Raw genomic sequence first — 25,511 nt, forward strand, 5'->3', positions numbered from 1 at the left:
ATGTCATGATTGTGATAAAAATTAACTTAATAAAGGGGTCGTTATGACAACACGCATAGAACGAGACACCATGGGTGAGATTGCCGTACCTGCCGAAGCGTACTGGGGAGCACAAACAGAACGCAGTCGCCAGAACTTTAAGATTGGTGGCGAGACTCTGCCTGCTCCATTGATTACTGCAATGGCATTGGTCAAAAAAGCTGCCGCACTTAGCAATGCTCAATTGGGTCGCTTGCCCAAAGACAAAGCGGAGCTGATTGTGCAAGCCTGTGATGAGATACTTGCAGGCAAGTTACAGGGGCAGTTTCCGCTGGTGGTATGGCAGACAGGTTCAGGCACGCAGTCAAACATGAATATCAACGAAGTTATCGCCAATCGTGCCAATGAGCTGGCAGGTTCGCCCAAAGGTAGCTATCAGCCGATTCACCCCAATGATCATGTCAATCATGCACAATCAACCAATGACAGCTTCCCAACCGCCATTCGTGTTGCTGCTGTTTGTGAGATTAAGCAAAAACTGCTGCCAGCTGTCAGTCGGCTTAAAGATACTTTGCAGCAAAAAAGCGATGAGTTTGCTGATATTATCAAAATCGGACGCACGCACCTGCAAGATGCAACACCTTTGACGCTGGGGCAGGAATTTAGCGGCTATGTGTCTCAGCTGGATTATGCACGGAAGCGTATTGAGCAAGCACTGGAGGGCTTGTATCAATTGCCTTTGGGTGGTACGGCTGTCGGCACAGGGCTAAATAGCCACCCAGATTATGCCAAGACTGCCGCCTCTACATTGGCGGATTTGACAGGCTTTGACTTTGTTACTGCACCCAATAAATTTGAGGCATTGGCAGCACGAGATGCCGAAGTTTTTGCCTCTGGGGCATTAAAGACGCTGGCAGTTAGCCTAAATAAAATTGCCAATGACATTCGCTGGCTGGCGTCTGGCCCTCGTTGTGGCTTGGGCGAGCTGTATATTCCCGAAAATGAGCCGGGTTCGTCTATTATGCCTGGCAAGGTTAATCCAACCCAGTGCGAGGCGATGACCATGGTGGTTGCACAGGTAATTGGCAATGATACCACGATAGCACTGTCGGGTGCGTCAGGCAACTTTGAGCTAAATGTCTATATGCCTGTGATTGGCTATAATTTGTTACAATCAATCCGTCTGCTTGCCGATGCGGTGGCGAGCTTTGATGAGCATTGTGCGGTGGGCATCTTGCCAAATCATGAAAAGATTAACTACTATCTTCAGCATTCTTTGATGTTGGTTACTGCATTAAATCGCCATATTGGTTATGAAAATGCAGCAAAAGTTGCCAAAACTGCCTATCAGAACAACCAATCGCTAAAACAAACTGCTGCTCAGCTTGGTTTATTGACCGAGCAGCAATTTGATGAGATTGTCAAACCTGAACAAATGATTGCTCCAAACTAGCTCTCTTGTTAGCACCGCCAAATTTGGCGGTGTTTTCGGTTGAAAAAAAGCCACAATTTGGCGATAATAGCATATTATCCTCAAAAATTATCAACCTATGTCCCCATCAGATACCACCGCACAAGTTGCCAACAAAGCTGCAACCTCAAAAACAAAGCGACGAGGCCGCTCTCAGGCTGATATTGCTGCCAATAATTTTTTAAAATCCGCCTTTGGGCCTGTCAAACGCTCGTTGCACCTTGCGTGGCTGTGTGATGTCGCCTCTGTTGTTTTATTGATGGTGCAGGCGTGGGTTTTGTCGTTGATTTTTGACAGGTGGCTGGCTGCGTTTATCCCATCGGCATCTTTGCAGTGGCAAGAGGCTGCTGTTTGGATGCCGACTTGGCTGTGCGTGGCAGTGCTGGCATTGGCAATGCTGCTTAAAGTGGCAGTGGGCTATCTGCGTGATGTGATATTGACTCAGGCAGGTATGCAGGTGGTAACTCAGGTGCGTGCCGATTTGCTCAATCGGCTTGGTGATATGGGGGTGGCGAGACGATTTTTTGGTTCTGATGGCGTCATTGCCAATAAAATCATCGATGAGCCTGAGCATTTGTTTGGCTATGCACGCTTTGCGGTGCAAAAAAACACTGCGGTCAGCACCCCGATTTTGTTGGCGATTTTTATTGCATTTTTTAGCCCAATGGCTGCGATGATTTTGCTGGCAACCGCACCGCTTGTGCCGATTTTTATGGTGATTATTGGCACGGCAACCTCGCGTAAGAGCCGTGAGCAGATGGACGCAATGGCACAGCTTGGTGGCAGGTTCTTAGATTGGATTCGTGGGGTGAATACGCTGTCTCGCTTGTCTGCGGTGGATATTGCCGTGGCAGATATTGATAACAGTGCCGAAACTTATCGTAAAAAAACCATGTCGGTGCTAAAAATTGCTTTTTTAAACAGTGCCGTGCTTGAGTTTTTGTCCGCCTTGTCGATAGCATTGGTGGCGGTGTATTTGGGTTTTGGCTTGATTGGTATTTTGCCTTGGCAACCAAATGTGCTGATAACCAGCTATAGCACGGCATTGCTGATTTTGCTGTTGGTACCAGAATTTTATGCACCGCTTCGCCGATTGGGTGCGGAGTATCATGTCAAGGGGCAGGCGATGGCGGCGGCCAAAGCGATGATGGACATGATGAATTTTCAAAGTGTACAAGCAGGTAAGCAGCAGGTGGACTTGGTGGGTGCGGCAGGCTTTCGCTTGACAAAAGTGGCAGCATTTGGTGATGATGGTCGCATTCGCCTATCGCCAACAACACTGGAATTTATAGCAGGCAAGACGACTTTATTGCAAGGCGAAAGTGGTGCTGGCAAGTCCAGTTTGTTGCAGATTCTGCTTGGCTTTGGGCAACATACGGGCGATATTGAGATTTATGATGAACACCAAAGTTATGCTTATCATCAGCTGGATTTGGCATATTTGCGTCATCAATTTGGCTATCTTGCCCAAACGCCTGCCTTGCTGCCCATTAGCATTGCTGACAATCTACGCCTAGCCAAGCAAAACGCAACCGATGCTGAGCTTATCACAGTGCTAAAAGCCGTCGGCCTGTGGTCGCTGATTGATAAGCTGCCTGATGGCTTGGCAACGCAATTATCAGAGCGTGGCGGTGGTCTGTCTGGCGGTCAGGCACATCGGCTTGCCATTGCCCAGTTGTTGCTCCAAGATACCAAAATCTGGCTGCTTGATGAGCCAACAGAGCATTTGGACTTAGCAACTTCACAAGAGATTTGTGCATTATTGCACCGCTTAGCTACAAATAAAACGGTAATTTGGATCAGCCATGAGCAAACAACAGCCGCTTTTGATGCGGTTTGTCGGCTGTAGGGGTGTTATATGAAAAAACGACCACCATTTTTATTACGCACACTCATCGCTGATCAATGCTGGATGTGGGCTGTATCGTGGCTACTTGGACTACTTACCGTATGGTCTGTGTTGGGGCTGTCGATGGTCTCTGGCTGGTTTGTTACTATGTCGGCAGTATCGGGGCTGTTGTTGGTCGGCAATCATGCGTTTAATTATATGATGCCAGCTGCCATCATTCGTATGTTTGCCATCATTCGTACACTGTCTCGCTATGGTGATTTGATGGTTGCTCACCATGCAGTTTTTGGTCTGTTAAAGTCGCTGCGTATGAAGTTCTTTCGCACTTGGGCAAACCTTCCTTTGTCTTTGCGTAGCCTACAGGGGCATTCCAGTAGCCAAAAAATGCACCGATTGGTTAAAGATATTGATATTTTAAATGAATTTATTCTAAAGTTTATCAGCCCATGGGTGATGACTATCGGTGCGGTGGCAATGGTGGCGGTGGTAGTGTGGTGGTTTTTGCCCACGCTGTGGTGGGTGCTTTTGGTGATTGTGGTATCAATGCTGGTGGCTGTGGTTGCAATTAAACTTAGCATGGCTTTGGCACGCCAAGAAAACCATCTATCAGAACAACGCAAAACCAAACTGCTTGATACCTTGCCAGCACTGACCTCGTTATTGATTTGGCAAAAATGGGACGATCAAATTGCACACATACAGCAGCTGGACGATGATTATGCTGCCTTAATGCTAAAGACGCACAAGTTACGCCGTCTCAGTATGCTATTAATTGGGCTATACATGATGGTGGCTGTGCTATTGCTTTTGTGGGGGCTTGGTCAGCAATTATTCACCATGCCTGCGGTGCCGTTTGCACTGGATACGCTCAATGATTATGGCAAATTCAGCCCAGCGATTGCATTGGCGATATTGCTTGGTTTTTTTGGTTTGGCGGAATTTATCCAAAACTTGGTCGCAGAGCCACTGGCTTTGGGTCGCAGTCAAATGGCAAGGGATAATCTAAATCAGTTGCTTGTCGAGCAACCACAAGCAACACGCACCCCTGTGCAAATGCTTGGCATAACCAGACCTACCATGATACTAAAAAACGCCACTGTTAAAACCCCCAAAGCCATCATGGCTACAAGCAACCTAAATGCCGTCATCGGCTGTGATAAACCATGCCTAGTCATCGGTGCCTCAGGTGCTGGCAAATCAACCTTGTTGCAGACATTGGCGGGTGAATATCCACTGATTGCAGGCGAGATGATATTTCAGGGCGAGCTGGGCAAGAGTGATTGGCAGTCGGTTGAGTTTGGGGGGCAGTTGGGATTTTTGGGTCAGACGGTGGATATATTTGATCAGACGCTGGCGGATAATTTGCGACTGGGCAAGCCTTGTGCCAGTGATGATGAACTGTATGCAGTGCTTGATAAGGTCGGACTGTTGCCATGGTTGCACGCCCAGCCACAGGGATTGGCGACGCGACTGGGTGAATATGGCATGGCAATCTCTGGCGGTCAAGCACGGCGTATTGCATTGGCACGCTTGCTTTTGGCACCAAAGGCGGTGCTGCTGCTAGATGAGCCGTTTGCAGGTCTGGATAGTGCCACGCGTCAGGTGGTTTGGGAGAGTTTGCTTTTGGCACAAAAATCAGGCGATATTGGGCTTTTGCTGATTGCCACACACCAAAGATGGCAACAAATGGGCGATGTGTCAATTTTGACGGTCGGTGATTGATTTGTGGGATATTGCCCTCGTTGCCATTGGCTTGTAATTTGCTAATTGTTTGATTTACAAAGAAATTTTGTGATAAAATGGTGATTTTGGTTAAATTTAATTTATTATCTTATAAATTTTAATTAACAATTCTTATACGCACCTGTGTAAAAATATCACCATAGCCAAGTACTACATTTAACTTTGGCAAATTGTTATGCTGGCACAGTAAAATCCAATTTTAGCATTAATTCCTGATATTATTAAATTAAACTAAAAAATCTGACATGGTGTGGCGGCATCGCTTGTTGATTGGTGCAGTCTGCGATAGACAGCGATGGTCTGCCCAACCATCTGATCGATAACATAATCATGCGTCATGGCAGGGCGAATTGGGTTGGCCAGCAGAAATTTGACCGTCTTGCACAGAGCTTGAGCAGTTTGCTCTTTTATCAAGCCTTGCGGATACAAATCGCCCAAAATGTCAGCAAATGCCCCCTTTGCCCAACCGATAATTGGCGTTCCAAGATGGATTGCCTGCAGGGCGGTCATGCCGATGCTCTCTGGGCGGTTTGCCAGTGCCAAAACCAGATTTGCCGATGATAGCCATTCACGCATATCAGGTGGATTTTTGCCAACAAAAGTAACTCGCTGACTAAGCCCCAATGCATGAAGTCGTTGTATAAATTCTTCATATGCCACGCAGTGATGGCTGCGATTATTGGGATCATCATCCATGACGATGGCATGAATGTTGGGGAATTTTTCTTGTAGATTTCCTAAAATATCAATCAGCCATTCTTGACCATATTCTGCACCAATGGGCGTAGGAAAAACCAGCCATTTTTTATGCTCAAGCTCAGCGAATTGAGCAAAGGTTTGCTGTAGCCAATGCACCGATGAATGGTGGCGGTAGGGATATTTGCGAATATCAACGCCACGAGATACACATTCTAATTGGGGGAGTTTGTGCGGTTTTTCTGATTTTATTTTTGCAAAAATCTTATCAAAATGCTTTTTGATACTGCTTGAGGCAGCGATAAGAACATCGGCATCAAATAGGGCTTTTGAATAAGAATTGAGCGGATAAAAACCGTACAAACTGGCGACAATCTTTGGTCTGTTGGCGGCAGGATAAGGACGCAATGCCCAGTGCAGCACCCAAGCAGGGGTGCGTGAATGAACATGGATTACATCGGGTTTGTGCTGTTTGATGATTTGTCTGAGTGAGAAAATATGCACCAAAGCCCACCAGCTTTTTTTTGGCATGGGCAGGCGATGATAAATAGCACCGTCTCGTGTCAGCCGCACCACCAGATCGCTATCTTCGTCAGCACAGCCAATGATAATCGACTCATCTGAGGACTTGATAAGAGCGTGCGAGATTGCATAAATGCCTCGCTCGGCTTCATCATGCTTGAGCGATGAGGATAATTGCAGGACTTTCATTGTCAATTAGACGGCTTGATTTTTTAGAAAATCTAACAAAAATTCGGCATGATCTTTTGCCTTAACATTACGAAAACTGCCAATCATTTTGCCAGTATTGTCATAAACAAAAGTTGAACGCACCACGCCCAAATACACCTTGCCATACATCATTTTTTCTTTGATGACATCGTAGTGATGGCATAATTTTTCTTCTGTATCGCTGATAAGGTCGATGCTTAGCTGTTTTTTGTTGATGAAATTTTGGTGTGATTTGACGCCATCTCGTGATACGCCGATAATGCGATAACCCAAAGCGGTAAAGTCATCAAGCGACTGGCTAAAATCCACCGCCTGCACGCTGCACCCTTGCGTATTGTCTTTTGGATAAAAGTACAAAATCAAGCCATGATTGGCGGTGTCGCTTAGGCGGATTTGGCTGGTTGTACCATCGGCTTGTACCAAATCTACTGCAAAATCTGGCAATGCAATCGCTTCGTTGCTGTTTTTTGACATGGAGAAATTCCTATCGTTGTGATCTGTGGCTATTTTACCAAAAAATACAGAAAAATCACCCCAAATGGCAATTTTTGCTGAATTCTTGCACAAAATTGGCAAAATTTTACCCATGTGCAAATTTTTGTTTGGCTTAATTGTCTGCTTTGCGTTAAAATTAGCCATTTTCTGGCCGTTTGACCATGTTGATTCGGCTGTTTTGCTAACATGATACGCTGACTGCGGTTGGTAATTTGGGTATTTTATGTCTTTGTATTCTTATTTTAAACTTCATGAAAGAGGGTCGAATCCTCGCCAAGAGCTAATTGCAGGCTTGACGACTTTTTTGGCGATGGTGTATTCGGTGATTGTTGTGCCAAATATGCTATCGCAGGCAGGGTTTGATGCAGAGTCGGTATTTGTGGCGACTTGCTTGGTGTCAGGTCTTGGCTCGATTTTGATTGGGCTGTGGGCAAATGTACCGATGGCGATTGGCTGTGCGATTTCGCTGACGGCGTTCACGGCGTTTAGCTTGGTGCTGGGGCAGGGCGTGAGCGTGCCTGTGGCATTGGGGGCGATTTTTTTGATGGGGGTGGTCTTTAGTGTGATTTCCATCACAGGGGTGCGTGCGTGGATTTTGCGAAATTTGCCATCAAGCATCGCACACGGTGCTGGCATTGGCATTGGGCTGTTTTTGCTATTGATTGCTGCCAATGGCGTGGGGCTGGTGGTAAAAAATGACGCAGGTCTGCCTGTGATGATGGGTGAGTTTGTCTCTTTGCCCGTGCTGTTGTCGCTGCTTGGACTGGCGGTGATTATCGGGCTTGAAAAATTGCGTATCAAGGGCAGTATTTTGTGGGTGATTATCGCCATCACACTGATTGGTCTGGTGATAGACCCTGCGGTAAAATCAGATGGTACGCTGTTAAAAATGCCAAGTTTTGGTGAGAATTCGCTGTTTTTGCAATTGGACATTGTCGGAGCGTTAAATGCAGCAATCCTGCCTGTGGTGTTTGCTTTGGTTATGACGGCAATTTTTGATGCCACAGGGACAATTCGAGCGGTGGCAGGGCAGGCTGAGCTGCTTGATAAGGACGGTCAAATCATCGGCGGTGGCCGTGCTTTGACTTCAGACTCGCTTTCCAGTGTGTTTTCGGGAATCTTTGGCACAGCACCGGCGGCGGTGTATATTGAATCGGCCGCTGGTACGGCAGTTGGTGGCAAGACGGGCTTGACAGCAGTTGTGGTTGGTGTGTTGTTTCTGTTGATGGTGTTTTTTCAGCCGCTGGCTTTTTTGGTGCCAAGCTATGCCACTGCACCTGCCTTGATGTATGTGGGCTTATTGATGCTTAGCAATGTCGCTAGGCTTGATTTTGACGATTTTGTCGGTGCGATGAGTGGTTTGATTTGTGCGGTATTTATTGTGCTGACGGCAAATATCGTTACAGGCATTATGCTGGGCTTTGCCTCGCTGGTCGTTGGTCGTGTGGTGGCAGGCGAGTTTGGCAAACTTAATATCGGCACGGTATTGATTGCACTGGTGCTGGTGGCATTTTATGCACTTGGCTATGCGATATAAGTGATGCCTTGCAAGTTAAGACCCTATTGTTGCATAACAGTAGGGTTTTTGTTATTATCAGCAATGCTTGGTGTGTTAATTTATTAAGATTTTATAGATGGTGCTTGTGATGTTGGTTTGGTGGTTGTGGGTGAAATTGCACACTGCACTTATCATGATAAAGGAGAAAAATATGAATAAATTCAATAAATTACTATCTGCTGTTATCTTGGCGGTAGTCAGCAATGTTGCACAGGCGGCAGACTGGACGCCTGTATTTAGTCAGTGGAATAGTGGCTGTCCAGCACCTTGGAGTGAAGATTTTAAATGGCGAGAAAAAGTATTATACAACATCCAGTCTGTTGCCCAAATTGGCAATTATCAAGGTGTTCCACAACCCTATCGTGATGATTTATTGCCTGCTTATATTGCTTCTACCCATGAGGAGGTTTTGGATTATTTCATTATTCCAATGCGAAATGCAACTTTTGTTGGCTTGCCAATCAAGAGTTATACATTTTTAGCGGATGCTAGTGTTGGATTTTTTTACAGGGGGCTGAATTTTGGACGAATTGATAGATTGAATGTCGTTAAGATTTTACGAGCTTTTGGTGGTACAGTTGCTTGGGAGGGATTGCTAGCTGACTTCTATACTGGTACAGGAGGGCTGTCGCAGGATTTTGGAGATGATGTAGGGAAATTGTACTTGTATACCAATGACAAGGATGAAACAATCCTTCAGTGCTGGAGATGGTCAACTGACTGATATTTTACATCTAGCAATGAATGGTATTATAGCCACGAAAGCATCTTATAAAAATTAGGAAAAGCATGAATAAAGTCAATAAATTACTATCGACTGCCATCTTGGTGGTAGCCAGTAATGTCGCACAAGCTGCTGATTGGACGCCTGTATTTAGTCAGTGGCAGCGTGATTGCTTGACGCCACATAAGGTACAGACAGCCATCGAAAAATCCGCCACAGCAGGTCGCTTTGTTACCACATCGGTGGCAAAATCTGCCAAAAATGGCGTGTATCGCCACCTGCCACGAGCCTACCGCCGAGATTTATTGCCCGCCTATCGTGAATCTGTGGTGTATGATGGCACGATTAAAGATAGGCATGGTTTTGTGGTCATTCCGCTAAAAAATGCCACTTTTGCCAATGTCAAAATCAAGAGTTTTGCGTTTTATAACAATAACTTAATCAGACACTATCGGCTAAATTTTGGCAAGATAGATGAGCCAGCCAAACAGCGAATTTACCACGCTTTTGCCCAAGATACCATGACGAATCAGTCGATTGATGCCGATGTTGCCAGCGTGCAGATAAATCAGTCAGGCGAGCTGGTTGTGCTGTGTACCGTGCCGCTGTCTGGCTAGGCTTTGCTGGGCGTGGCGACTGGTGTGGACTTGGTTAGAGTAGCCCAAGTAGCTCATGATAGATGGCAATAAGGTGCTGTTTGTCGTGGGCTTTGTTGTTGTCAAGCCAAGCACCGTCAATGGCGTAGCCAATGGCGATATGCCTTGGTTCACCATCTGTTGCGGCAAACTGTCGCTGTTTTTGCGATAACCATGCCTGCCACTTTGTCTGTAGTAGAGCGTCAGCACTGATGGCACGAATCAGACCTGACCAGTCGCTGCCAATGCCGATTGTCTCATCGGTGAACGCAACTTGCAGATAGGCTTTGGTGAATTTACCACTGCTGGCATCATTGTCATTGATTTTTGCCATGATGGCGGTGTTTAGCTGGGCGATAAAAAGCTCAATTACTGCAATTAGTAAGTCATCTTTGTTCTTAAAATGATGAAATAATCCGCCTTTACTCACCCCTGCCAAGTCGGCGACTTTTTGCATTGACAGATTGCCAATGCCTTCTTGCACCATCAAATTTTTGGCAGCCATAATCAATGCGTGTCGCAGCTGTTCTGGATTATTTTTGCGTTTGTTTGTTTGGGGCTGGGGGTTGTTTGGCGTTGTGTCTGTGTCAAATGACAATAAGTCGGTCATCATCTCACCCTTAAACTGTTTGGTGGCGTGTTGCTGATTGTGATAAATTGTAGGTTTATTTTATCAATCACGATGGCGGTTTTATTATTTATATAAATTAACTATTTATTAATATATAAAAATAAATAAGCATAAAAATTACCATCATCATTGACAGAATTGCAAATAAAACCAACTGGTCGGTATTTTATAAAATTTGTCAGCACTTGGCAAGCGTATTTGATAATTTGGGCAAAATATCACAACAAAGCATCTGGCAGTTAGCTGTCAGTTTTGAAAAATTGTGGTACAATGACGGTGAGAGATTTTATTTTCCTTAGCAAAAAAGGTGTGGCATGACTGACAAAAAAATTCCCCATGTACTGATGATTTTGGACGGCATTGGTCATCGTGAAGACCCTAGAGATAATGCTGTGTTGGCGGCTGCTACGCCGAATTTGGACGCTTTGACAGCCAGCTGTCCGCATGGGTTGATTTCAGGTTCGGGGCTTGATGTTGGCTTACCTGATGGACAGTTTGGCAATTCAGAAGTTGGGCATATGAACCTTGGGGCTGGCCGTATCTTGTTTCAGGATTCAACCCGCATTATGAATGACATCGCCAGTGGTGGATTTTTTGCCAATACTGTACTGACTGATGCCATCAATACCACAATTAATAACGAAGGGGCGGTGCATATTTTGGGCTTGTTGTCTGATGGCGGTGTTCATGCACACATTGACCATATTCAGGCGGCGGCAAGGTTGGCGTTGGCACAGGGGGCGTTGCAGGTATTTGTGCATGCTTTTTTGGATGGGCGTGATACACCACCACAGTCAGCCAAGCAATACATTACACAGATCGAGGCGGCGCTTGATGAACTTAATGCGGAGTTTGACGGCACTGCCAAAATCGCCAGTGTGATAGGTCGTTTTTATGCGATGGATCGTGATAAACGCTGGGATCGTGTGCAGGCGTGCTATGAGTTATTGACCGAAGCCAAAGCGGTGCGTACCGCCACAAGTGCATTACAGGCAGTTGATTTGGCTTATGCTGCCGAGCAGACAGATGAGTTTGTGCAGGCGACCATCATTGATGACAATGGCGTGATTTGTGATAATGATGGCGTGATTTTTATGAATTTCCGTGCCGATAGAGCAAGAGAGCTGAGTTTGGCTTTTGTTGATCCGTCATTTGCAGGATTTGTGCGTCATATCAACCCTGAACTGTCGGCTTTTGTGATGCTGACCAAATATTCTGATGAGCTGGCAGATAACCCAAAAACCAGCATTGCCTACGAGCCAACCAGTCTAAGCAATACGCTGGGCGAATATCTACAAAATCTTGGCAAAACCCAGCTACGCATTGCCGAAACTGAGAAATATGCCCATGTTACCTTTTTCTTTAGTGGCGGTCGCGAAGAGCTGTATGAGGGCGAGGAGCGGATTTTGGTCAATAGCCCCAATGTTGCCACTTATGATTTAAAGCCTGAGATGAGTGCTTTTGAGGTTACTGATAAATTAACAGCAGCCATCGATTCTGGCAAATACGATGTATTGATTATGAATTATGCCAATGGCGATATGGTTGGCCATTCGGGTGTTTTTGAGGCAGCAGTAAAAGCCGTGGAGGCGGTTGACAGCTGTATTGGCAGGGTGGCTGAGCATGTAAGGGCTGCAGGTGGTCATTTGCTCATCACTGCCGATCATGGCAACTGCGAACAGATGCAGGACTATGAAAGTGGGCAGGTGCATACACAGCACACCACCGAGCCTGTGCCGTTTATTTATGTTGGTGATAAGCCATTGGCGGTGCGTGATGGCGGTAGATTGTGCGATGTCGCCCCAACCATCTTGCACTTGATGGGGCTGGATAAGCCAGAGCAGATGACTGGCGAGAGCTTGCTTGTTGAACATGCTTCATAAGTCAATTGTCTTTGTCATCAGTGCCTATAATTGGCGTTATTATAAAACTGAACAAAATCAAAGGGTTGTTTGATATGAAGCCAACCATACTGATAACAGCGGTAGCGATGGGATTTGCCATGACAGCAAGTGCAAATACAGCTTCATCGCCAGTGATTTTGCCGACTGCTTCTGGTGAGCCAGAATCATCATTGCAGGTATTGGATGCCGAGCCAAATCAGCTGTACGGCATCAGTGGCTTGCACGCTGGTCGTGTGCCGCTAAATACCATCAGCCCTTTGACGCTCAAAACCTTTGTGCAGGCGGTGGATTTGATGCGGCGAGAATATGTTGAGCCTGTTGATGATGAATTATTATTCCAGCAAGCAATGCGAGGTATGCTAACAGGCATCGATCGCAATGCTGAATTTCTTGATGAGACGGCATTTGCCAACCTTAACTCATTCACCACGGGCAATGTGGCAGGCGTTGGTCTAAAAGCCACATACAAACCCAGCGAGGCTCATTGGGTGGTTGATGAGGTTGCTGCCGATTCACCTGCCAAGGCGGCAGGCATTGCTGTGGGTGATTATTTGCATCAGATTGGCGACATTAAACTCAATCAATCCCAGAGTGATAATGATATTATCCAGTTGCTAAATGGCATTGCAGGCACCAGTGTTGATGTTACTTATTCGCGTGCAGGGCGGTCAAAGCAGACCAGTAATTTGTTACGCAACCAAATGCAAAAAAGCACCATTGAGGTTTTGACCCAAAACAACATTGCCATCATCAAATTGCCAGTTTTTCAGAATAACACGCGTCAAGAGATTGTTGATCGCTTGCAATTGATTAGCACACCGATACAAGGCGTGGTAATTGATTTGCGTAATAATCCTGGCGGGGTGCTTGATGCTGCGGTGGAGGTGGCATCATTATTCATGCGAAAAAAGGTCGTAACCCAAGTGCAAAATCGCACAGGCATTGAGCGTGTGCTGGAGACGCAAGGGTCGCCAATTTTGGAATCCATGCCTGTGATTATTCTACAAAACCGCTATTCGGCATCAGCAGCCGAAGTGCTATCGAGCAGTTTGCAGACGCATGGCAGGGCGTTAATTGTCGGTGAGACTAGTTATGGCAAAGGCTCGGTGCAATCAATCGTGCCAATTGGCCGCAATCAAGGCATTAAGCTGACCACGGCACGCTATTTAACACCAAAAGGTGGCAAGATTGACAAAATCGGCGTTGTGCCAGATGTGTCATTTGAGCCTGTTATAAGTGATGAAGCTGGCGATGAGTGGTTGCAGCTTAGCCTAAATCTCATGGAGCAAGCCAAAGCGAGTAATCAGTAATCGATAGCCTTGTTTGCCAATGACAGATTGCAAAATGCACAAGTGGCATTGGCGTGGTGATTTGACTTAAGCTCATTGAGCCTGCACCAATCCATGCCGTATGGCAAGATGCGTAAGCTTAACATCGCTATCAACACCGAGCTTTTCAAAAATACGATAGCGGTAAGTATTGACAGTTTTGGCACTGACAAATAACTGATCGGCAATCTGCTGAGTGCTTTGGCAATTTACCACCATCATCGCCACCTGCTTTTCTCGTTCGGAGAGTGTATCAAAAGGGGAGTGGCTTTGTTCGCCCAATACCACTTCAGCCAGTTGTTCGGCAACATCGTGGCTAAAATAACGCGAGCCTGCATGAACCTTTTTGATGGCACGAATCATTTCGTCAAGTGGCGTGCCTTTGGTAATGTAGCCATTGACACCTGCCTTTAATAGCATGGACGGATAGGGCTGGGAGGAGATGCCAGAGATTGCCAAAATTTTAATATTGGCATCAAATTGCTTGATGCGGCGAGTTGCTTCAATGCCATCAATATTGGGCATATTGACATCAAGCAGCACCACATCAATGGGTATTTTGCGGACTTGTAGCACAGCACTGTCGCCATCGGCCGCCTCGCCAACCACCTCAATATCAGGGTCGTCATCTAGCATGCGAGCAATGCCCATACGCACCAAATCATGATCGTCAGCAATCAAAACTTTAATACTCATTGCAATCCTTGTTGTCAAGCCAAAATTGTGGCGTAATTTGCTACTATAAACACACTGCCTTGCAAACAATATTGTCTGCTCTTTTGAATAATTAGCACGCCATGATTTATTCATTATACACAGCGATTATTAATATTTTCTAAAAATAATCTGTTGTATATCGGCGTATCACAAAAAAGAACCCAAGCGATAAACTTGGGTTCTTGCATGGGTCAAATTAGCCCTTTAGTGCTTTGATGGCAGCATTTAGGCGGCTCTTATGGCGAGCAGCTTTGTTTTTGTGAATGATGCCTTTGTCAGCCATGCGATCGATAACTGGCACAGCTTTGTTGTAGGCTTCGGTTGCCAATTCGTATGATTTTGCCTCGATGGCAGCATTAACGCGTTTGATAAAAGTACGCACCATCGAACGCTGAGAAGCGTTGTGTTGGCGACGCTTGGTGTTTTGACGAGCACGCTTACGAGCTTGTGCAGAGTTTGCCATGATAAATCCTTAAAAGTTTAAGTATTAAAATAAAAAAGTGGGTGTAATACGCTTGAGGATAGCGTACGGCTTGGACAATTAACAACATATCTTACCAAAATCTTGCACAACTCTCAATATATAAATTGAGCCATCGTGCAAATTTTCTTGATAAATGCGTAAAATTTTTACAAATTGGCAGTGTTGTGCTTATTTTCACAAAAATCTGTGCTAAAATATTAGTTTTTATTGGTCTTATTGACAAATATTGGGTCAAGTGCCAAACAAAAAGGAAAGCGGCATTGATGAAAACAAAGGCAATTTTGATTGGTAGCTCTGGGCGTGTCGGACAGGCATTGGCACAGCAGTTGGCGGTGTTGTACGAAACGGTGATTTTGATTACCCGCACGCAGCCTCGTGCCATCAGTGCTAATATGCAAGTGTATCATGTGGCGGATTTTCGCTCATTGGCAACCACCATTGAGGCGATGGCAATCGGTGCTGATACGGATGCTTTTAGTTGTCTTGGGGTGTCGCATACACAGGTGGCAAGCTCTGATGAATTTTATCAGGTGAATGTTCTTTATAATCTAGAATTTGCCAAAGCGTGCAAAAAAAAGGGCGTAACGCAGTTTTATTTTTTGTCAAAAGATGGCACCGATGCACCCAACCAAAATGACGAGTTGATTGCCAAGGCTGATGTGGAATATTATTTACGCACCTTAAGTTTTGATACTTTGGCAATTTTTCGCTTAAGTGGACTAACCCAAGCCAAGCAGGCTTTTGCACTAAAAAATGCTGCCAAAATGGGCGTAAATGCCCTAAAAAATAGCTTATCGCTACTCAATTTTAAGAAAAAACGCCCATTGAGTCCCGAGCAGGTGGCACAGTGCATGGCACTTTCTGCCTATGAGCATAATCATCAGCCGTCATTACGCACCCCAAATCAGGCAACCATCATCACCCATGAGCAGATGCTCAAAAGTGTAACAAAATCCGCCAAAGCACCAAAATAATCTTCATAATATTATTTATCATAAACAAATCAACCATGCCTGATGTCTATTCGGCATGGGTTTGCTTATTTTGTCAATGAATTGTACAAACTTTGTGCAAATTGCCATAATGTTGTTGGCAAACGGCACAAACTGCATCGATTTTGATACAAAATTTGCCCATTTTGTGCTAAAATAATGCGTTATTTTGTTAATGAACAATCTTGATAAGTGATGATTTGCAAATCTGAACTTGGTGGCAGATTTGCTGATTATTGCATTTTTAACAAGGATTTTTTATGAGTGATTCGGTCAGCCCCATTGGCATTGTCGATGAATTAAAGCGGTCATATCTGGACTATGCAATGAGCGTCATCGTCTCGCGTGCTTTGCCCGATGTGCGTGATGGTCTAAAGCCTGTGCATCGCCGCATTTTGTACGCCATGCATGAGCTGGGCAATGACTACAATAAAAAATACCTAAAATCTGCCCGTGTGGTGGGTGATGTTATCGGTAAATATCACCCGCATGGTGATACCGCCGTGTATGATGCCATCGTGCGTATGGCACAGGATTTTAGTTTGCGGTATATGTTGGTCAATGGTCAGGGTAACTTTGGCTCAATGGATGGCGACCCACCAGCAGCAATGCGTTATACCGAAATGAAAATGCAGAAACTCACGCACAGGATGCTTGCTGACCTTGATAAGGATACGGTGGATTGGGAGGACAACTACGATGGCTCGATGAAAATGCCAAGTGTGTTGCCTGCACGGATTCCCAATTTGCTGGTCAATGGTGCAGCAGGGATTGCCGTCGGTATGGCAACCAACATGGCACCGCACAACCTAACAGAGGTGCTAAACGCCTGCCTTGCTTATGCAGACAATCCAAATATCTCAACCGATGAGCTGATTACGCATATCTCGGGCCCAGATTTTCCGACGGGCGGTATTATCTATGGCAGAAGTGGCATTGTTGATGCGTATCGCACAGGTAAGGGTCGTTTGCATATTCGTGGTCGTTATCACATTGAGCCGATGGGTGAAAGCGGTGCCAATAAAGACCGTGAACGCATTGTTTTTACCGAAATTCCCTACCAAGTCAATAAAGCAAATCTTATCAAGCATATCGCTGATTTGGTGAATGCCAAAAAGATTGAGGGTATTACCGAGATTCGTGATGAGTCTGACAAAGAGGGCGTGCGTGTTGCGATTGATTTACGCCGTGGCGAAAATGCCGAAGTAATGGTAAATAATCTATTTAGCCAAACACCGCTTGAAACCAGCTTTAGTATCAACATGGTGGCACTGGATAATGGTCAGCCTAAGTTGATGACGCTAAAAGATTTGGTAGCAGCATTTATCCGCCATCGTCAAGAGGTGGTAACACGCCGCACGATTTTTGAGCTAAACAAAGCCTTGGTGCGTGGTCATTTGTTAGAAGGGCTGGCGATTGCTTTGGCGAACATTGATGAAGTTTTGGAGCTTATCAAAAACTCTGCCAACCGCAGTCAGGCACGGGATAATTTGTTGGCTCGCACTTGGCAGTCTGCTGGGGTGGTGGCGATGCTTGAGGCGGCTGGTGCGGACTCAATCCGACCCGAGATTATTGACGGTGAGGATTTGAATGCACCGTACGGCTTGATTGATGGTAAGACACGCTATCGTTTGTCGCCAGATCAGGTAAATGCCATCTTGGATATGCAGCTGCATCGCCTAACTGGTCTGGAGCAAGACAAATTAACTGGTGAATACCAAGAGATTTTGGGCGAAATTGCTCGTCTTAATCGCATTTTGAATGATTTTGAAGTGCTGATGGGTGTGGTGCGTGGCGAGCTTGTTGAGATTCGTGATGAGTTTGGCGATGAACGCAGAACAGACATTGTTGATGCTCGCCATGATTTTAACCGAGAGGATTTAATCCCTGAACAAACCGTCGTGCTGACAGTCTCTCGCACAGGCTATGCCAAAACGCAACCGATCAGCGATTACCAAGCCCAAAAACGAGGTGGCAAAGGTCGTTCGGCAACCGCCATGAAAGAAGACGATGTGATTGAGCATTTGTTGGTTACCAGCACCCATGCACATATCATGTGCTTTACCAATACAGGGCGTGTGTTTGGCTTGCGTGGATTTGAGATTCCGCTGGCAAGTCGCGGCTCAAAAGGCCGTCCTTTGGTTAATCTTATCAACCTAGAGCCAGAAGAGTCGGTAACGGCGATTTTGCCTGTGGCGGATTTAAAAGACGAACAAAGTTTTGTATTTTTTGCAACAGCATCAGGCACAGTAAAACGAGTGGCATTATCGCAATTTGCCAATTTGCGTGCCAATGGTTTGCGTGCCATTGATTTGGCAGAAGGTGATACGCTTATCGGCGTGGCGATTACCGATGGCGAACAAGAAATTATGCTGTTTAGCAATGAAGGTAAAGCAATCCGCTTTAAAGAAAACAGCATTCGCACCATGAGCCGTATCGCCAAAGGTGTGCGTGGTATGCGTGTGAACCTGCTGGCAGGTGTTGATGATGAAGAGCCTATCGATGACGATACCGATGACGCCGATGATGGTTTTGCCGTTAGCCGTGTGGTATCGTTGGTGGTGGTGCCAGCATCAGGTGAGATTTTGTGTGCTTGTGAAAACGGTTTTGGCAAACGCACAGCAATTGAAGATTATCCAACCAAAGGCCGTGGCGGCAAGGGTGTGATTGCTATCAAAACTTCTGAACGCAACGGTCAGCTGGTCAAGGCGGTGGCGGTAACAGGTGAGGAAGATGTTATCTTAATCTCTGATAAAGGTACATTGGTGCGTACGCCTGTGGCTCAAATCGCAATCGCTGGACGCAACGCACAAGGCGTGAAGCTGATTCGCATCATGGACGAAGAGGTGCTTGTCGGCATGGCTTGTGTTGAGCATGAAGATGAAGAATCTGCCGATGAGAGCATTGAACCATCTGATAATGAGACTGCGGTGGAATAACTGGACAAGCCCAAGCTGATGATGTTTGGGCTTGTTTATTGGGCAAACTGCCAGTGTTGCTACTCAACTTAACTGGCGTTAAGGTGGTGTGTATGTTGCATTTATACCATTTGAAAAATTCTCGATCGTTTCGCGTTGTGTGGCTGCTTGAGGAATTAAAACTGCATTATCCGATAGATTATCAGCTGCACACCATAGATAGAGACAGCAAAACTTTGCTGGCACCTGAGTCATTGACCGAGATTCACCCAATGGGCAAAGCTCCGATTTTGCTTGATGACACCTTAGCAGTCGGTGAGCAGAGCATGGCAGAGTCGGCAGCAATTATTGAATATTTACTAACAAATTATGATACAAAAATGCAATTTCGCCCCAGTGAGGCTAAGCTGTGGCGTGATTATGTGTATTGGTTGCATTTTGCCGAAGGAACGCTGATGCCACCGTTGGTGATGGGGCTGATTTTACGAAAATCTGTCAAAAAATCCCCATGGTTTGTCAAGCCTGTGGCAAAAAAATTCACCACCGCCATCAATCATGCAGTTTTGGCAAAAAATATCACCAAAGCACTCGCAATGATAGAGACAACGCTTGATAAACAACCGTGGCTGGCGGAGCGGTTTAGTGCAGCGGATATTCAGATGTATTTGGCGGTATACGGTGCCAAACTTGCCAATAAAATAACCAGCAACCATCCAAATATCCAAGCATGGCTTGTCCGCTGTGAGCAAAGAGCAGCCTTTGTGCGTGCCAAAGAGCTGGCGGGTGAGCCATTATAATCATATTGTGCAATGAATCAATTAAACCATGTCTACCAATAATCAACCAGTTATACAATCAAGCAGCAATACCTTAATACGCCGTGTGGCTACCAAGATATTGGTGCTTTTGTTATGCATAATGAGCTTTGTTGCAGGGTTTTTGGCACATCAGTCTCGGCAGATGAATTATTGCAAATCACTCAATCAAGAGCCTGTTGGTCAAGATGGTGTGATTGTATGCCAGCCAAGCCAATCCGCCAAAGTATCGCCATAGACTTACTGACTTGCTTGTGGGCGTTTGTAACTTTTGCTTTTTTGCCATGAATGTGCCAGTAAAATGCCCATCAAGCCAGTCTTAATCCTGCCTATTGCATTCATGCCAAAACCGCATCATGCCAGAGTAGCTCCGTAGGGTTTGGCGACTGGTTATTTTGTCAAAATCTCTGCCAAAGGTGCTTTGTTGTGCAGGGCGTCCCAGTGGTTTAGTGCTTGCAGGCGGCGTTTATAGATTTCACTCAAAAGCAGGCTGCGGCTATTTTTTTGCTGTTCATTTTTTAGCCAATCTTGAATCGCATTACATAAAATCTCAAAAAATAGCGGCCTGTTATCTTGCACTTTTTGGGTGATTTTGGTTTGGGTGAAATGCTGCCAATGCGTGGTCAGTTGTTGCTTGGTTTCATCACTCATGGCAGCGATAATGAAGTAAGCTCGCTGATTGGCATCAACTGTATCATCATAAACCAGCTCGTCAGGTAGGGCTTGTATGGTGGCGATGATTTCGCTCAGCATTGGGCTGGCAAGATTTTGCCAAGAGGGCAGTTCTGGTGGTGTGATTGCTTGATTTGTCAGCCGCTCCGACAGTGCCAGATGGGCTGTATCCATACCAGAGTTTGTGATGATATATGCCAAAGGGTCGGGCGTGAGCAGGGCTGGGTTGTGCAGCAGGTACAACCCTATCTCGCTGATGGTATCTGTGGCATCGTGCGTATAATCAATCACATCAACCGTGGAGCTTGGATAGCGGTTATTGCCCAGTGCTTTGATTTTTTGGTAGATATCACTGCTAAGCCACCATTTTAGGCTTGAGCCTTTGGGGAGTTGCTCGGTCAATTCACGTAGTGCCGCCATGGCATGAGCCTTTGATTCAGGGCGTGTCAGATCGTACTGGCTCGCCAAGACGCTGTATAGGTATGCCGATAAGCTAAGTGCCTTGTCAATGGCTTGACGCATGGCTTCTGCACCATGTGCCTGAATATAAGTGTCAGGGTCGTGATTGTCTGGCAGGATTAAAAAACGCAGTTCTTTGTCATCATACAAGATGGGAGCTGCCACCTCAAGCGTTCGCCATGCAGCACGCTGACCTGCATTATCACCATCAAAGCACAGGGTCAATTTGGGATTGTAGCGTAGCAGTCGTTCGATTTGTTTTTGATTGACTGCCGTTCCCATTGGAGCAACCGCCCCATAGATACCAGCTTGGTACAAGCTGATGACATCCATGTATCCCTCAACGACCAAATAATCACTGGCTTTTTGCTTGCGAGCTTCATAAAGCCCATATAAAATGTGCTGTTTTTGAAACACAGGCGACTCGCTGGAGTTGATGTACTTTGGCATTTCATCGCCCAAACTACGACCTGCAAAACCAATCACCCGACCCTGATTGTCTCTGATGGGAAAAATAACGCGATGCCTTAATAGGTCAAATGTGCGTCCATCGGTCTTGGATTGACGCACCAGACCCAGTATCTGCAAGCCCTCAAGGTCTTGGGGAAAAACCTGCTCAAGATGTTGCCAGCCTTCTGGTGCATAGCCCAAGCCAAAGGCAGTAATGGTCTGCTCGCTTAACCCTCGGTCAAGAAAATACTGCTTGGCAGCTGGAGTGCTGTGTAGCATAAATTGATAATACTGACAAATACTGTCAAGTAGGCTGTATAAATCACCCTGTGCTTGTTCTTGGGCAGGGGGCTGATTAGGCTGCCAATCTGTCGCTATAACAGTCGGTTTGTGATTGCTATCCTGTAGACTGGTATCGTCAAAATGGTGATGAGCTGCAGGATAAGGCTTTGCACCTTCGCTTTTTATTATTTTTTTATATTTTAGTTTTTTTTGATAATTATCGTCTTTTGGCAGCTCAATGCCTGTTTGTTCGGACAGATATGTTACCGCTTCAATAAAGCTAAATCGTTCAAAATCCTTTAAAAAACCAATGGCATTGCCTTTGGCATGACAACCAAAGCAGTAGTATAAATTGGTCTCGGGATTAACATAAAAAGAAGGGGTTTTTTCGCCATGAAAAGGGCAACACCCCTTAAATTCACGACCTGCTGGCTTTAAGGTGGTATGTTTGCCAATCATGCCAACCAAATCTGCTTGGCTGTTTAGCTGCTCAAGAAGTATCTCTGGTATTTGCATGGTTGTCTTTGTCGTGGTACGCCTTGGTCGCTTTGATGATATCAAAATTGGCACTTAACAATCGGTTGGGTGATTGTTAAGTGCTGGTTAATTATTGATTGTTGCGATTTGGTAGGGTCAAGCTATTTGCTTGCTCAATCACTTGCGTGCGAGTTTGCCCATTGTATTGACCTTGATAGCCATCTGTTTTATTGTTTGCTCGACCCAGCTTGCCAAAGCTGACAGCAGAGAGCAGTTTTTGACCGCGAGTTTTTGCTTGCGTATCGCTCAAACGCACCGAGCCATCTTGGTTTAGATACTCTGGATAATTGATTTTTAACAAGGTTTTGTATTGGTTGGCGGTTTCTGTCAAGCCAAGGTTGTCATTGGCATATGCCAAGATGGCAATTGCTTCTGGCACACCAGTTGAAGTTGGGTAGTATTGAAACACCCATTTGGCACGGTTGGCGGCAGCAACCAGTGCATCTCGCTTAACATACCAGCGTGCAGCGACCAGTTCATTTTCGGCAAATTCATTATAAATAGCAATCATGCGTTGGGCAGCATCACCAGCATAGACACTGTTTGGATAATTGTTAAGTAAATTTTGAAAATCCTGAAATGCCAAACGCAAATAAGTGGTATCACGCTGTGCTTGGTCTAGATTAAATAAGCGTGAGGCTTTTGGGGCACCGCCCATGTTGGTCACGCCTTGTACATACAGGGCATAATCTACCGACTGGCTGGTCGGATATAGGCGGATAAATTCAGCAGTGCTGGCAGTTACTGCCTCAAAATCATTGGCTTGATATTGTGCATAAATCAAGTCAAGCAAGGCTTGTTCGGCATATCGTCCTGTGGGGTAAAAGGTGCGAATATTGTTGAGAGCATCGATGGCTTCTCGGTTATAGCCCTTATCAAGTGCAGTGGTGGCTTCTTGATAATAGGCGGCATCGCTTTTTTCGGCAGTTGCAATGGTTTCTGGTTTTTTATCCAGCATTTTGCCGATACTGGTACAGCCACTGATGGCCAAAGTGCTGACAGTCATGGCGACCAGTAGGTTTTTGTGCGTTGTTTTCATGATAAATACTCGATGTTATTTTTAAATAAACTTTTGGCTAGTTTAGCATGTTTTTTGGACTAAGACAACGCAACACGCATGATTTACTGACGACTTGACTGATAGCGGTGCCAAACGGGTAAGCGTTTGTTTATTGTCCAAATATCAGGCATTGCTTTGATAGATTTGTCATATCGTGGTTTAAAATTCTTATCAAGACCCTATATAGATGAGATAATAGCCACAGGAGCGACCATGAGACAGCCAGCCACACGCAGCCAAATCCAGACCAATCAGCTTGCCAAACAGCTACAAGACGAAGCCCAATTGACAGGGGTAAATGTATCAGGCACACAAATCGGCAGTCAGGCATTTCAGATGGTAACGGAGTTTGAACCATCGGGTGATCAGCCGACTGCCATCGCAAGCCTTGTTCGGGGGGTGGAGCAGGGTATGCATGGTCAGTTATTGCTTGGGGTTACTGGCTCTGGCAAGACCTACACAATGGCAAAGGTCATCGCCGAGTGCGGACGACCTGCGATTATCATGGCTCATAACAAAACTTTGGCAGCTCAGCTGTATGGCGAGTTTAAGGCGTTTTTTCCGCATAATGCCGTGGAGTATTTTGTCAGCTATTATGACTATTATCAGCCAGAAGCCTATGTGCCAGCCAGCGATACTTTTATCGAAAAAGACAGTGCGATTAACGATCATATTGACCAGATGCGATTGTCTGCTACTCGTGCGTTGCTTGAGCGGCGTGATGCGATTATTATTGCATCGGTATCGGCAATTTATGGCTTGGGCGACCCCGAAAGCTACCTAAAAATGCTGCTGCATCTGGTGGTGGGTGATAAAGTGGATCGTACCGCCATTATTAAGCGGTTGGTGGAGCTGCAATATGAACGCAATGAGCTGGATTTTGGGCGTGGTACTTATCGCATTCGTGGCGAGACTTTGGATATTTATCCTGCCGAGAGCGAAAGCCTTGCGGTGCGTGTGGCGATGTTTGATGACGAAGTGGAGAAAATCACTTGGTTTGACCCTTTGACAGGAAAAACCATCAAATCTGTACCACGCATTACCATTTATCCAAAATCGCACTATGTTACACCAAAAGACAGATTAACCGTGGCAGCTGAGACCATCAAGGCTGAGCTTGCCGAGCGATTGGAATATTTTCGCAGTCATGACAAATTGATAGAGGCACAGCGTATCAAAGAACGCACTCAGCATGATTTGGAAATGATTCAGCAGTTGGGCTATTGTAACGGTATTGAGAATTATTCTCGTCATCTGTCGGGCAGACCTGCAGGCGAGGCACCGCCAACTTTGTTTGACTACATTCCGCCTGACGCTTTGTTGTTTATTGACGAAAGCCATGTTACTGTGCCACAGATTGGAGCGATGTACAAGGGTGACAGAAGTCGCAAAGAGACGCTGGTAAATTATGGCTTTCGTTTGCCATCTGCATTGGACAATCGTCCGATGAAATTTGCCGAATGGGAGCGTATCGCTCCTTCTACCATCTATGTATCGGCAACGCCTGCCCAGTATGAACTCGAAAACAGCGAACAAGTGGTAGAGCAGGTGGTGCGGCCAACAGGGCTTGTCGATCCTGTGCTGGAGATACGCCCTGTATTGACGCAGGTAGATGATGTGCTGGGCGAAATTAATGCCCGAAAAGCAGTAGATGAGCGGGTGCTGATTACGGTTTTGACCAAACGCATGGCGGAGGATTTGACCAGTTATTTAAAGGAATACGGCATCAAAGTCGCTTATTTGCACAGTGATATTGACACTGTTGAACGGATGAAAATTATCCATGAATTACGCACAGGCGTGCATGATGTGCTGGTGGGGATTAACCTGTTGCGTGAGGGCTTGGATATGCCAGAGGTTTCTTTGGTGGCGATTTTTGATGCAGACAAGGAGGGTTTTTTACGCTCGGAGCGGTCGCTGATTCAGACCATTGGGCGTGCCGCTCGCCATGTCAATGGCAAAGCCATTCTATATGCCGATAGCATTACGCCAAGTATGCACAAGGCGATGGAAGAAACCGAACGCCGCCGAGCCAAGCAAATCGCCTACAATACCGAGCATGGCATCACGCCAAAATCCGCCACGCGTCAAATCACCGACAAGATTGACACGGGTGATGATGACAATACCGAAGTGGTGCAGATTGTTCTATCTAAGGCATTGCAAGGTGTGGACGAGAGCATTTTGCACTCACCGAAGCTGCTTGCCAAAGAAATTGCTCGTCTTGAAAAACAAATGCAGGCACTATCACGAGAGCTAAAATTTGAAGAAGCGATGAAAGTGCGTGATACGATGCTTGCATTGAAAGAGTTGTTGGTGAAATAGCAGGTGTGGTTTTTAAATTTTACACCAAAAGGTGTGATGATTTTTATTATGGTAA

Annotated in this window: 20 protein-coding genes; 13 read left to right on the forward strand and 7 right to left on the reverse strand. The window is 45.8% G+C overall.

What is annotated here, in order from left to right; genetic code table 11:
* Nucleotides 1-43: 43 nt before the first annotated feature.
* From fumC to EL162_RS06190, 3 genes are all read left to right on the forward strand, one after another.
* Nucleotides 44-1,432, forward strand: coding sequence for a class II fumarate hydratase (fumC, locus tag EL162_RS06180; protein WP_126330844.1), 1,389 nt, complete (start codon nt 44-46; stop codon nt 1,430-1,432).
* Nucleotides 1,433-1,529: 97 nt separating this feature from the next.
* The gene (cydD, locus tag EL162_RS06185) at nt 1,530-3,299 is read left to right on the forward strand and encodes a thiol reductant ABC exporter subunit CydD (protein ID WP_126330846.1); all 1,770 of its coding nucleotides are present in this window, start codon (nt 1,530-1,532) and stop codon (nt 3,297-3,299) included.
* A 9-nt stretch (nt 3,300-3,308) separates the two neighbouring features.
* Nucleotides 3,309-5,021 (forward strand): amino acid ABC transporter ATP-binding/permease protein, encoded by a 1,713-nt coding sequence (locus EL162_RS06190; RefSeq protein ID WP_126330848.1) that lies wholly within the window; start codon nt 3,309-3,311, stop codon nt 5,019-5,021.
* A 252-nt stretch (nt 5,022-5,273) separates the two neighbouring features.
* Here EL162_RS06190 and EL162_RS06195 read toward each other — a convergent pair whose 3' ends face one another.
* Together EL162_RS06195 and EL162_RS06200 are read right to left on the reverse strand one after the other, a co-directional pair.
* Nucleotides 5,274-6,449 carry a glycosyltransferase gene (locus EL162_RS06195; protein WP_126331692.1) on the reverse strand — a complete coding sequence of 392 codons (1,176 nt, stop codon included), beginning with the start codon at nt 6,447-6,449 and terminating at the stop codon, nt 5,274-5,276.
* Nucleotides 6,450-6,455: 6 nt separating this feature from the next.
* Nucleotides 6,456-6,944 carry a peroxiredoxin gene (locus EL162_RS06200; RefSeq protein ID WP_126330850.1) on the reverse strand — a complete coding sequence of 163 codons (489 nt, stop codon included), beginning with the start codon at nt 6,942-6,944 and terminating at the stop codon, nt 6,456-6,458.
* Nucleotides 6,945-7,188: 244 nt separating this feature from the next.
* Here EL162_RS06200 and EL162_RS06205 point away from each other — a divergent pair, with 244 nt between their 5' ends.
* The 3 genes from EL162_RS06205 to EL162_RS06215 all read left to right on the forward strand — a co-directional run bounded on the left by EL162_RS06205 (nt 7,189) and on the right by EL162_RS06215 (nt 9,864).
* On the forward strand, nt 7,189-8,502 hold the full coding sequence (locus EL162_RS06205; RefSeq protein WP_126330852.1) for an NCS2 family permease: 1,314 nt from the start codon (nt 7,189-7,191) through the stop codon (nt 8,500-8,502).
* Between the two features lie 172 nt (nt 8,503-8,674).
* Nucleotides 8,675-9,247: a hypothetical protein gene (locus EL162_RS06210; protein WP_126330854.1), complete on the forward strand. Its 573-nt coding sequence runs from the start codon at nt 8,675-8,677 to the stop codon at nt 9,245-9,247.
* 65 nt (nt 9,248-9,312) lie between these two features.
* Nucleotides 9,313-9,864 (forward strand): hypothetical protein, encoded by a 552-nt coding sequence (locus EL162_RS06215; protein ID WP_126330856.1) that lies wholly within the window; start codon nt 9,313-9,315, stop codon nt 9,862-9,864.
* Nucleotides 9,865-9,898: 34 nt separating this feature from the next.
* Here the strand turns inward: EL162_RS06215 and EL162_RS06220 are convergent, their stop codons facing one another.
* On the reverse strand, nt 9,899-10,492 hold the full coding sequence (locus tag EL162_RS06220; RefSeq protein ID WP_126330858.1) for a TetR/AcrR family transcriptional regulator: 594 nt from the start codon (nt 10,490-10,492) through the stop codon (nt 9,899-9,901).
* 335 nt (nt 10,493-10,827) lie between these two features.
* Here EL162_RS06220 and gpmI point away from each other — a divergent pair, with 335 nt between their 5' ends.
* Together gpmI and EL162_RS06230 are read left to right on the forward strand one after the other, a co-directional pair.
* The gene (gpmI, locus tag EL162_RS06225) at nt 10,828-12,396 is read left to right on the forward strand and encodes a 2,3-bisphosphoglycerate-independent phosphoglycerate mutase (protein WP_126330860.1); all 1,569 of its coding nucleotides are present in this window, start codon (nt 10,828-10,830) and stop codon (nt 12,394-12,396) included.
* A 74-nt stretch (nt 12,397-12,470) separates the two neighbouring features.
* Nucleotides 12,471-13,727 (forward strand): S41 family peptidase, encoded by a 1,257-nt coding sequence (locus EL162_RS06230; protein ID WP_126330862.1) that lies wholly within the window; start codon nt 12,471-12,473, stop codon nt 13,725-13,727.
* A 72-nt stretch (nt 13,728-13,799) separates the two neighbouring features.
* Here the strand turns inward: EL162_RS06230 and EL162_RS06235 are convergent, their stop codons facing one another.
* Nucleotides 13,800-14,441, reverse strand: coding sequence for a response regulator (locus EL162_RS06235; RefSeq protein ID WP_076555747.1), 642 nt, complete (start codon nt 14,439-14,441; stop codon nt 13,800-13,802).
* 217 nt (nt 14,442-14,658) lie between these two features.
* Nucleotides 14,659-14,925, reverse strand: a complete 267-nt coding sequence (gene rpsT, locus EL162_RS06240) for a 30S ribosomal protein S20 (protein ID WP_076555746.1) — start codon at nt 14,923-14,925, stop codon at nt 14,659-14,661.
* A gap of 284 nt (nt 14,926-15,209) precedes the next feature.
* On the opposite strand from rpsT, the gene EL162_RS06245 reads away from it, so the two are divergent.
* The 4 genes from EL162_RS06245 to EL162_RS06260 all read left to right on the forward strand — a co-directional run bounded on the left by EL162_RS06245 (nt 15,210) and on the right by EL162_RS06260 (nt 19,909).
* Complete coding sequence (locus EL162_RS06245) at nt 15,210-15,920, forward strand: NAD-dependent epimerase/dehydratase family protein (RefSeq protein ID WP_126330864.1); 711 nt, start codon at nt 15,210-15,212, stop codon at nt 15,918-15,920.
* Between the two features lie 278 nt (nt 15,921-16,198).
* Nucleotides 16,199-18,877 (forward strand): DNA gyrase subunit A, encoded by a 2,679-nt coding sequence (gyrA, locus tag EL162_RS06250; RefSeq protein ID WP_126330865.1) that lies wholly within the window; start codon nt 16,199-16,201, stop codon nt 18,875-18,877.
* 92 nt (nt 18,878-18,969) lie between these two features.
* Nucleotides 18,970-19,653, forward strand: a complete 684-nt coding sequence (locus tag EL162_RS06255; RefSeq protein WP_076555743.1) for a glutathione S-transferase family protein — start codon at nt 18,970-18,972, stop codon at nt 19,651-19,653.
* A gap of 28 nt (nt 19,654-19,681) precedes the next feature.
* The gene (locus tag EL162_RS06260) at nt 19,682-19,909 is read left to right on the forward strand and encodes a hypothetical protein (protein ID WP_227543387.1); all 228 of its coding nucleotides are present in this window, start codon (nt 19,682-19,684) and stop codon (nt 19,907-19,909) included.
* A gap of 152 nt (nt 19,910-20,061) precedes the next feature.
* Here the strand turns inward: EL162_RS06260 and dnaG are convergent, their stop codons facing one another.
* Together dnaG and EL162_RS06270 are read right to left on the reverse strand one after the other, a co-directional pair.
* Nucleotides 20,062-22,050: a DNA primase gene (dnaG, locus tag EL162_RS06265; RefSeq protein WP_126330867.1), complete on the reverse strand. Its 1,989-nt coding sequence runs from the start codon at nt 22,048-22,050 to the stop codon at nt 20,062-20,064.
* A 91-nt stretch (nt 22,051-22,141) separates the two neighbouring features.
* Nucleotides 22,142-23,110, reverse strand: coding sequence for an outer membrane protein assembly factor BamD (locus EL162_RS06270; RefSeq protein ID WP_126330869.1), 969 nt, complete (start codon nt 23,108-23,110; stop codon nt 22,142-22,144).
* Between the two features lie 234 nt (nt 23,111-23,344).
* Between EL162_RS06270 and uvrB the strand changes: the two genes are divergently transcribed.
* Nucleotides 23,345-25,456, forward strand: coding sequence for an excinuclease ABC subunit UvrB (gene uvrB, locus EL162_RS06275; RefSeq protein WP_126330871.1), 2,112 nt, complete (start codon nt 23,345-23,347; stop codon nt 25,454-25,456).
* Nucleotides 25,457-25,511: the final 55 nt, after the last annotated feature.

It is taken from the genome of Moraxella cuniculi (genome assembly GCF_900637105.1).
In the GTDB taxonomy this organism is placed as follows: domain Bacteria; phylum Pseudomonadota; class Gammaproteobacteria; order Pseudomonadales; family Moraxellaceae; genus Moraxella; species Moraxella cuniculi.

Bases quoted from the DNA above. Each gene is read 5' to 3' on its own strand.
- fumC (WP_126330844.1), top strand. From the start codon at position 44: ATGACAACACGCATAGAACGAGACACCATGGGTGAGATTGCCGTACCT.
- cydD (WP_126330846.1), top strand. From the start codon at position 1,530: ATGTCCCCATCAGATACCACCGCACAAGTTGCCAACAAAGCTGCAACC.
- EL162_RS06190 (WP_126330848.1), top strand. From the start codon at position 3,309: ATGAAAAAACGACCACCATTTTTATTACGCACACTCATCGCTGATCAA.
- EL162_RS06195 (WP_126331692.1), bottom strand. From the start codon at position 6,449: ATGAAAGTCCTGCAATTATCCTCATCGCTCAAGCATGATGAAGCCGAG.
- EL162_RS06200 (WP_126330850.1), bottom strand. From the start codon at position 6,944: ATGTCAAAAAACAGCAACGAAGCGATTGCATTGCCAGATTTTGCAGTA.
- EL162_RS06205 (WP_126330852.1), top strand. From the start codon at position 7,189: ATGTCTTTGTATTCTTATTTTAAACTTCATGAAAGAGGGTCGAATCCT.
- EL162_RS06210 (WP_126330854.1), top strand. From the start codon at position 8,675: ATGAATAAATTCAATAAATTACTATCTGCTGTTATCTTGGCGGTAGTC.
- EL162_RS06215 (WP_126330856.1), top strand. From the start codon at position 9,313: ATGAATAAAGTCAATAAATTACTATCGACTGCCATCTTGGTGGTAGCC.
- EL162_RS06220 (WP_126330858.1), bottom strand. From the start codon at position 10,492: ATGACCGACTTATTGTCATTTGACACAGACACAACGCCAAACAACCCC.
- gpmI (WP_126330860.1), top strand. From the start codon at position 10,828: ATGACTGACAAAAAAATTCCCCATGTACTGATGATTTTGGACGGCATT.
- EL162_RS06230 (WP_126330862.1), top strand. From the start codon at position 12,471: ATGAAGCCAACCATACTGATAACAGCGGTAGCGATGGGATTTGCCATG.
- EL162_RS06235 (WP_076555747.1), bottom strand. From the start codon at position 14,441: ATGAGTATTAAAGTTTTGATTGCTGACGATCATGATTTGGTGCGTATG.
- rpsT (WP_076555746.1), bottom strand. From the start codon at position 14,925: ATGGCAAACTCTGCACAAGCTCGTAAGCGTGCTCGTCAAAACACCAAG.
- EL162_RS06245 (WP_126330864.1), top strand. From the start codon at position 15,210: ATGAAAACAAAGGCAATTTTGATTGGTAGCTCTGGGCGTGTCGGACAG.
- gyrA (WP_126330865.1), top strand. From the start codon at position 16,199: ATGAGTGATTCGGTCAGCCCCATTGGCATTGTCGATGAATTAAAGCGG.
- EL162_RS06255 (WP_076555743.1), top strand. From the start codon at position 18,970: ATGTTGCATTTATACCATTTGAAAAATTCTCGATCGTTTCGCGTTGTG.
- EL162_RS06260 (WP_227543387.1), top strand. From the start codon at position 19,682: ATGTCTACCAATAATCAACCAGTTATACAATCAAGCAGCAATACCTTA.
- dnaG (WP_126330867.1), bottom strand. From the start codon at position 22,050: ATGCAAATACCAGAGATACTTCTTGAGCAGCTAAACAGCCAAGCAGAT.
- EL162_RS06270 (WP_126330869.1), bottom strand. From the start codon at position 23,110: ATGAAAACAACGCACAAAAACCTACTGGTCGCCATGACTGTCAGCACT.
- uvrB (WP_126330871.1), top strand. From the start codon at position 23,345: ATGAGACAGCCAGCCACACGCAGCCAAATCCAGACCAATCAGCTTGCC.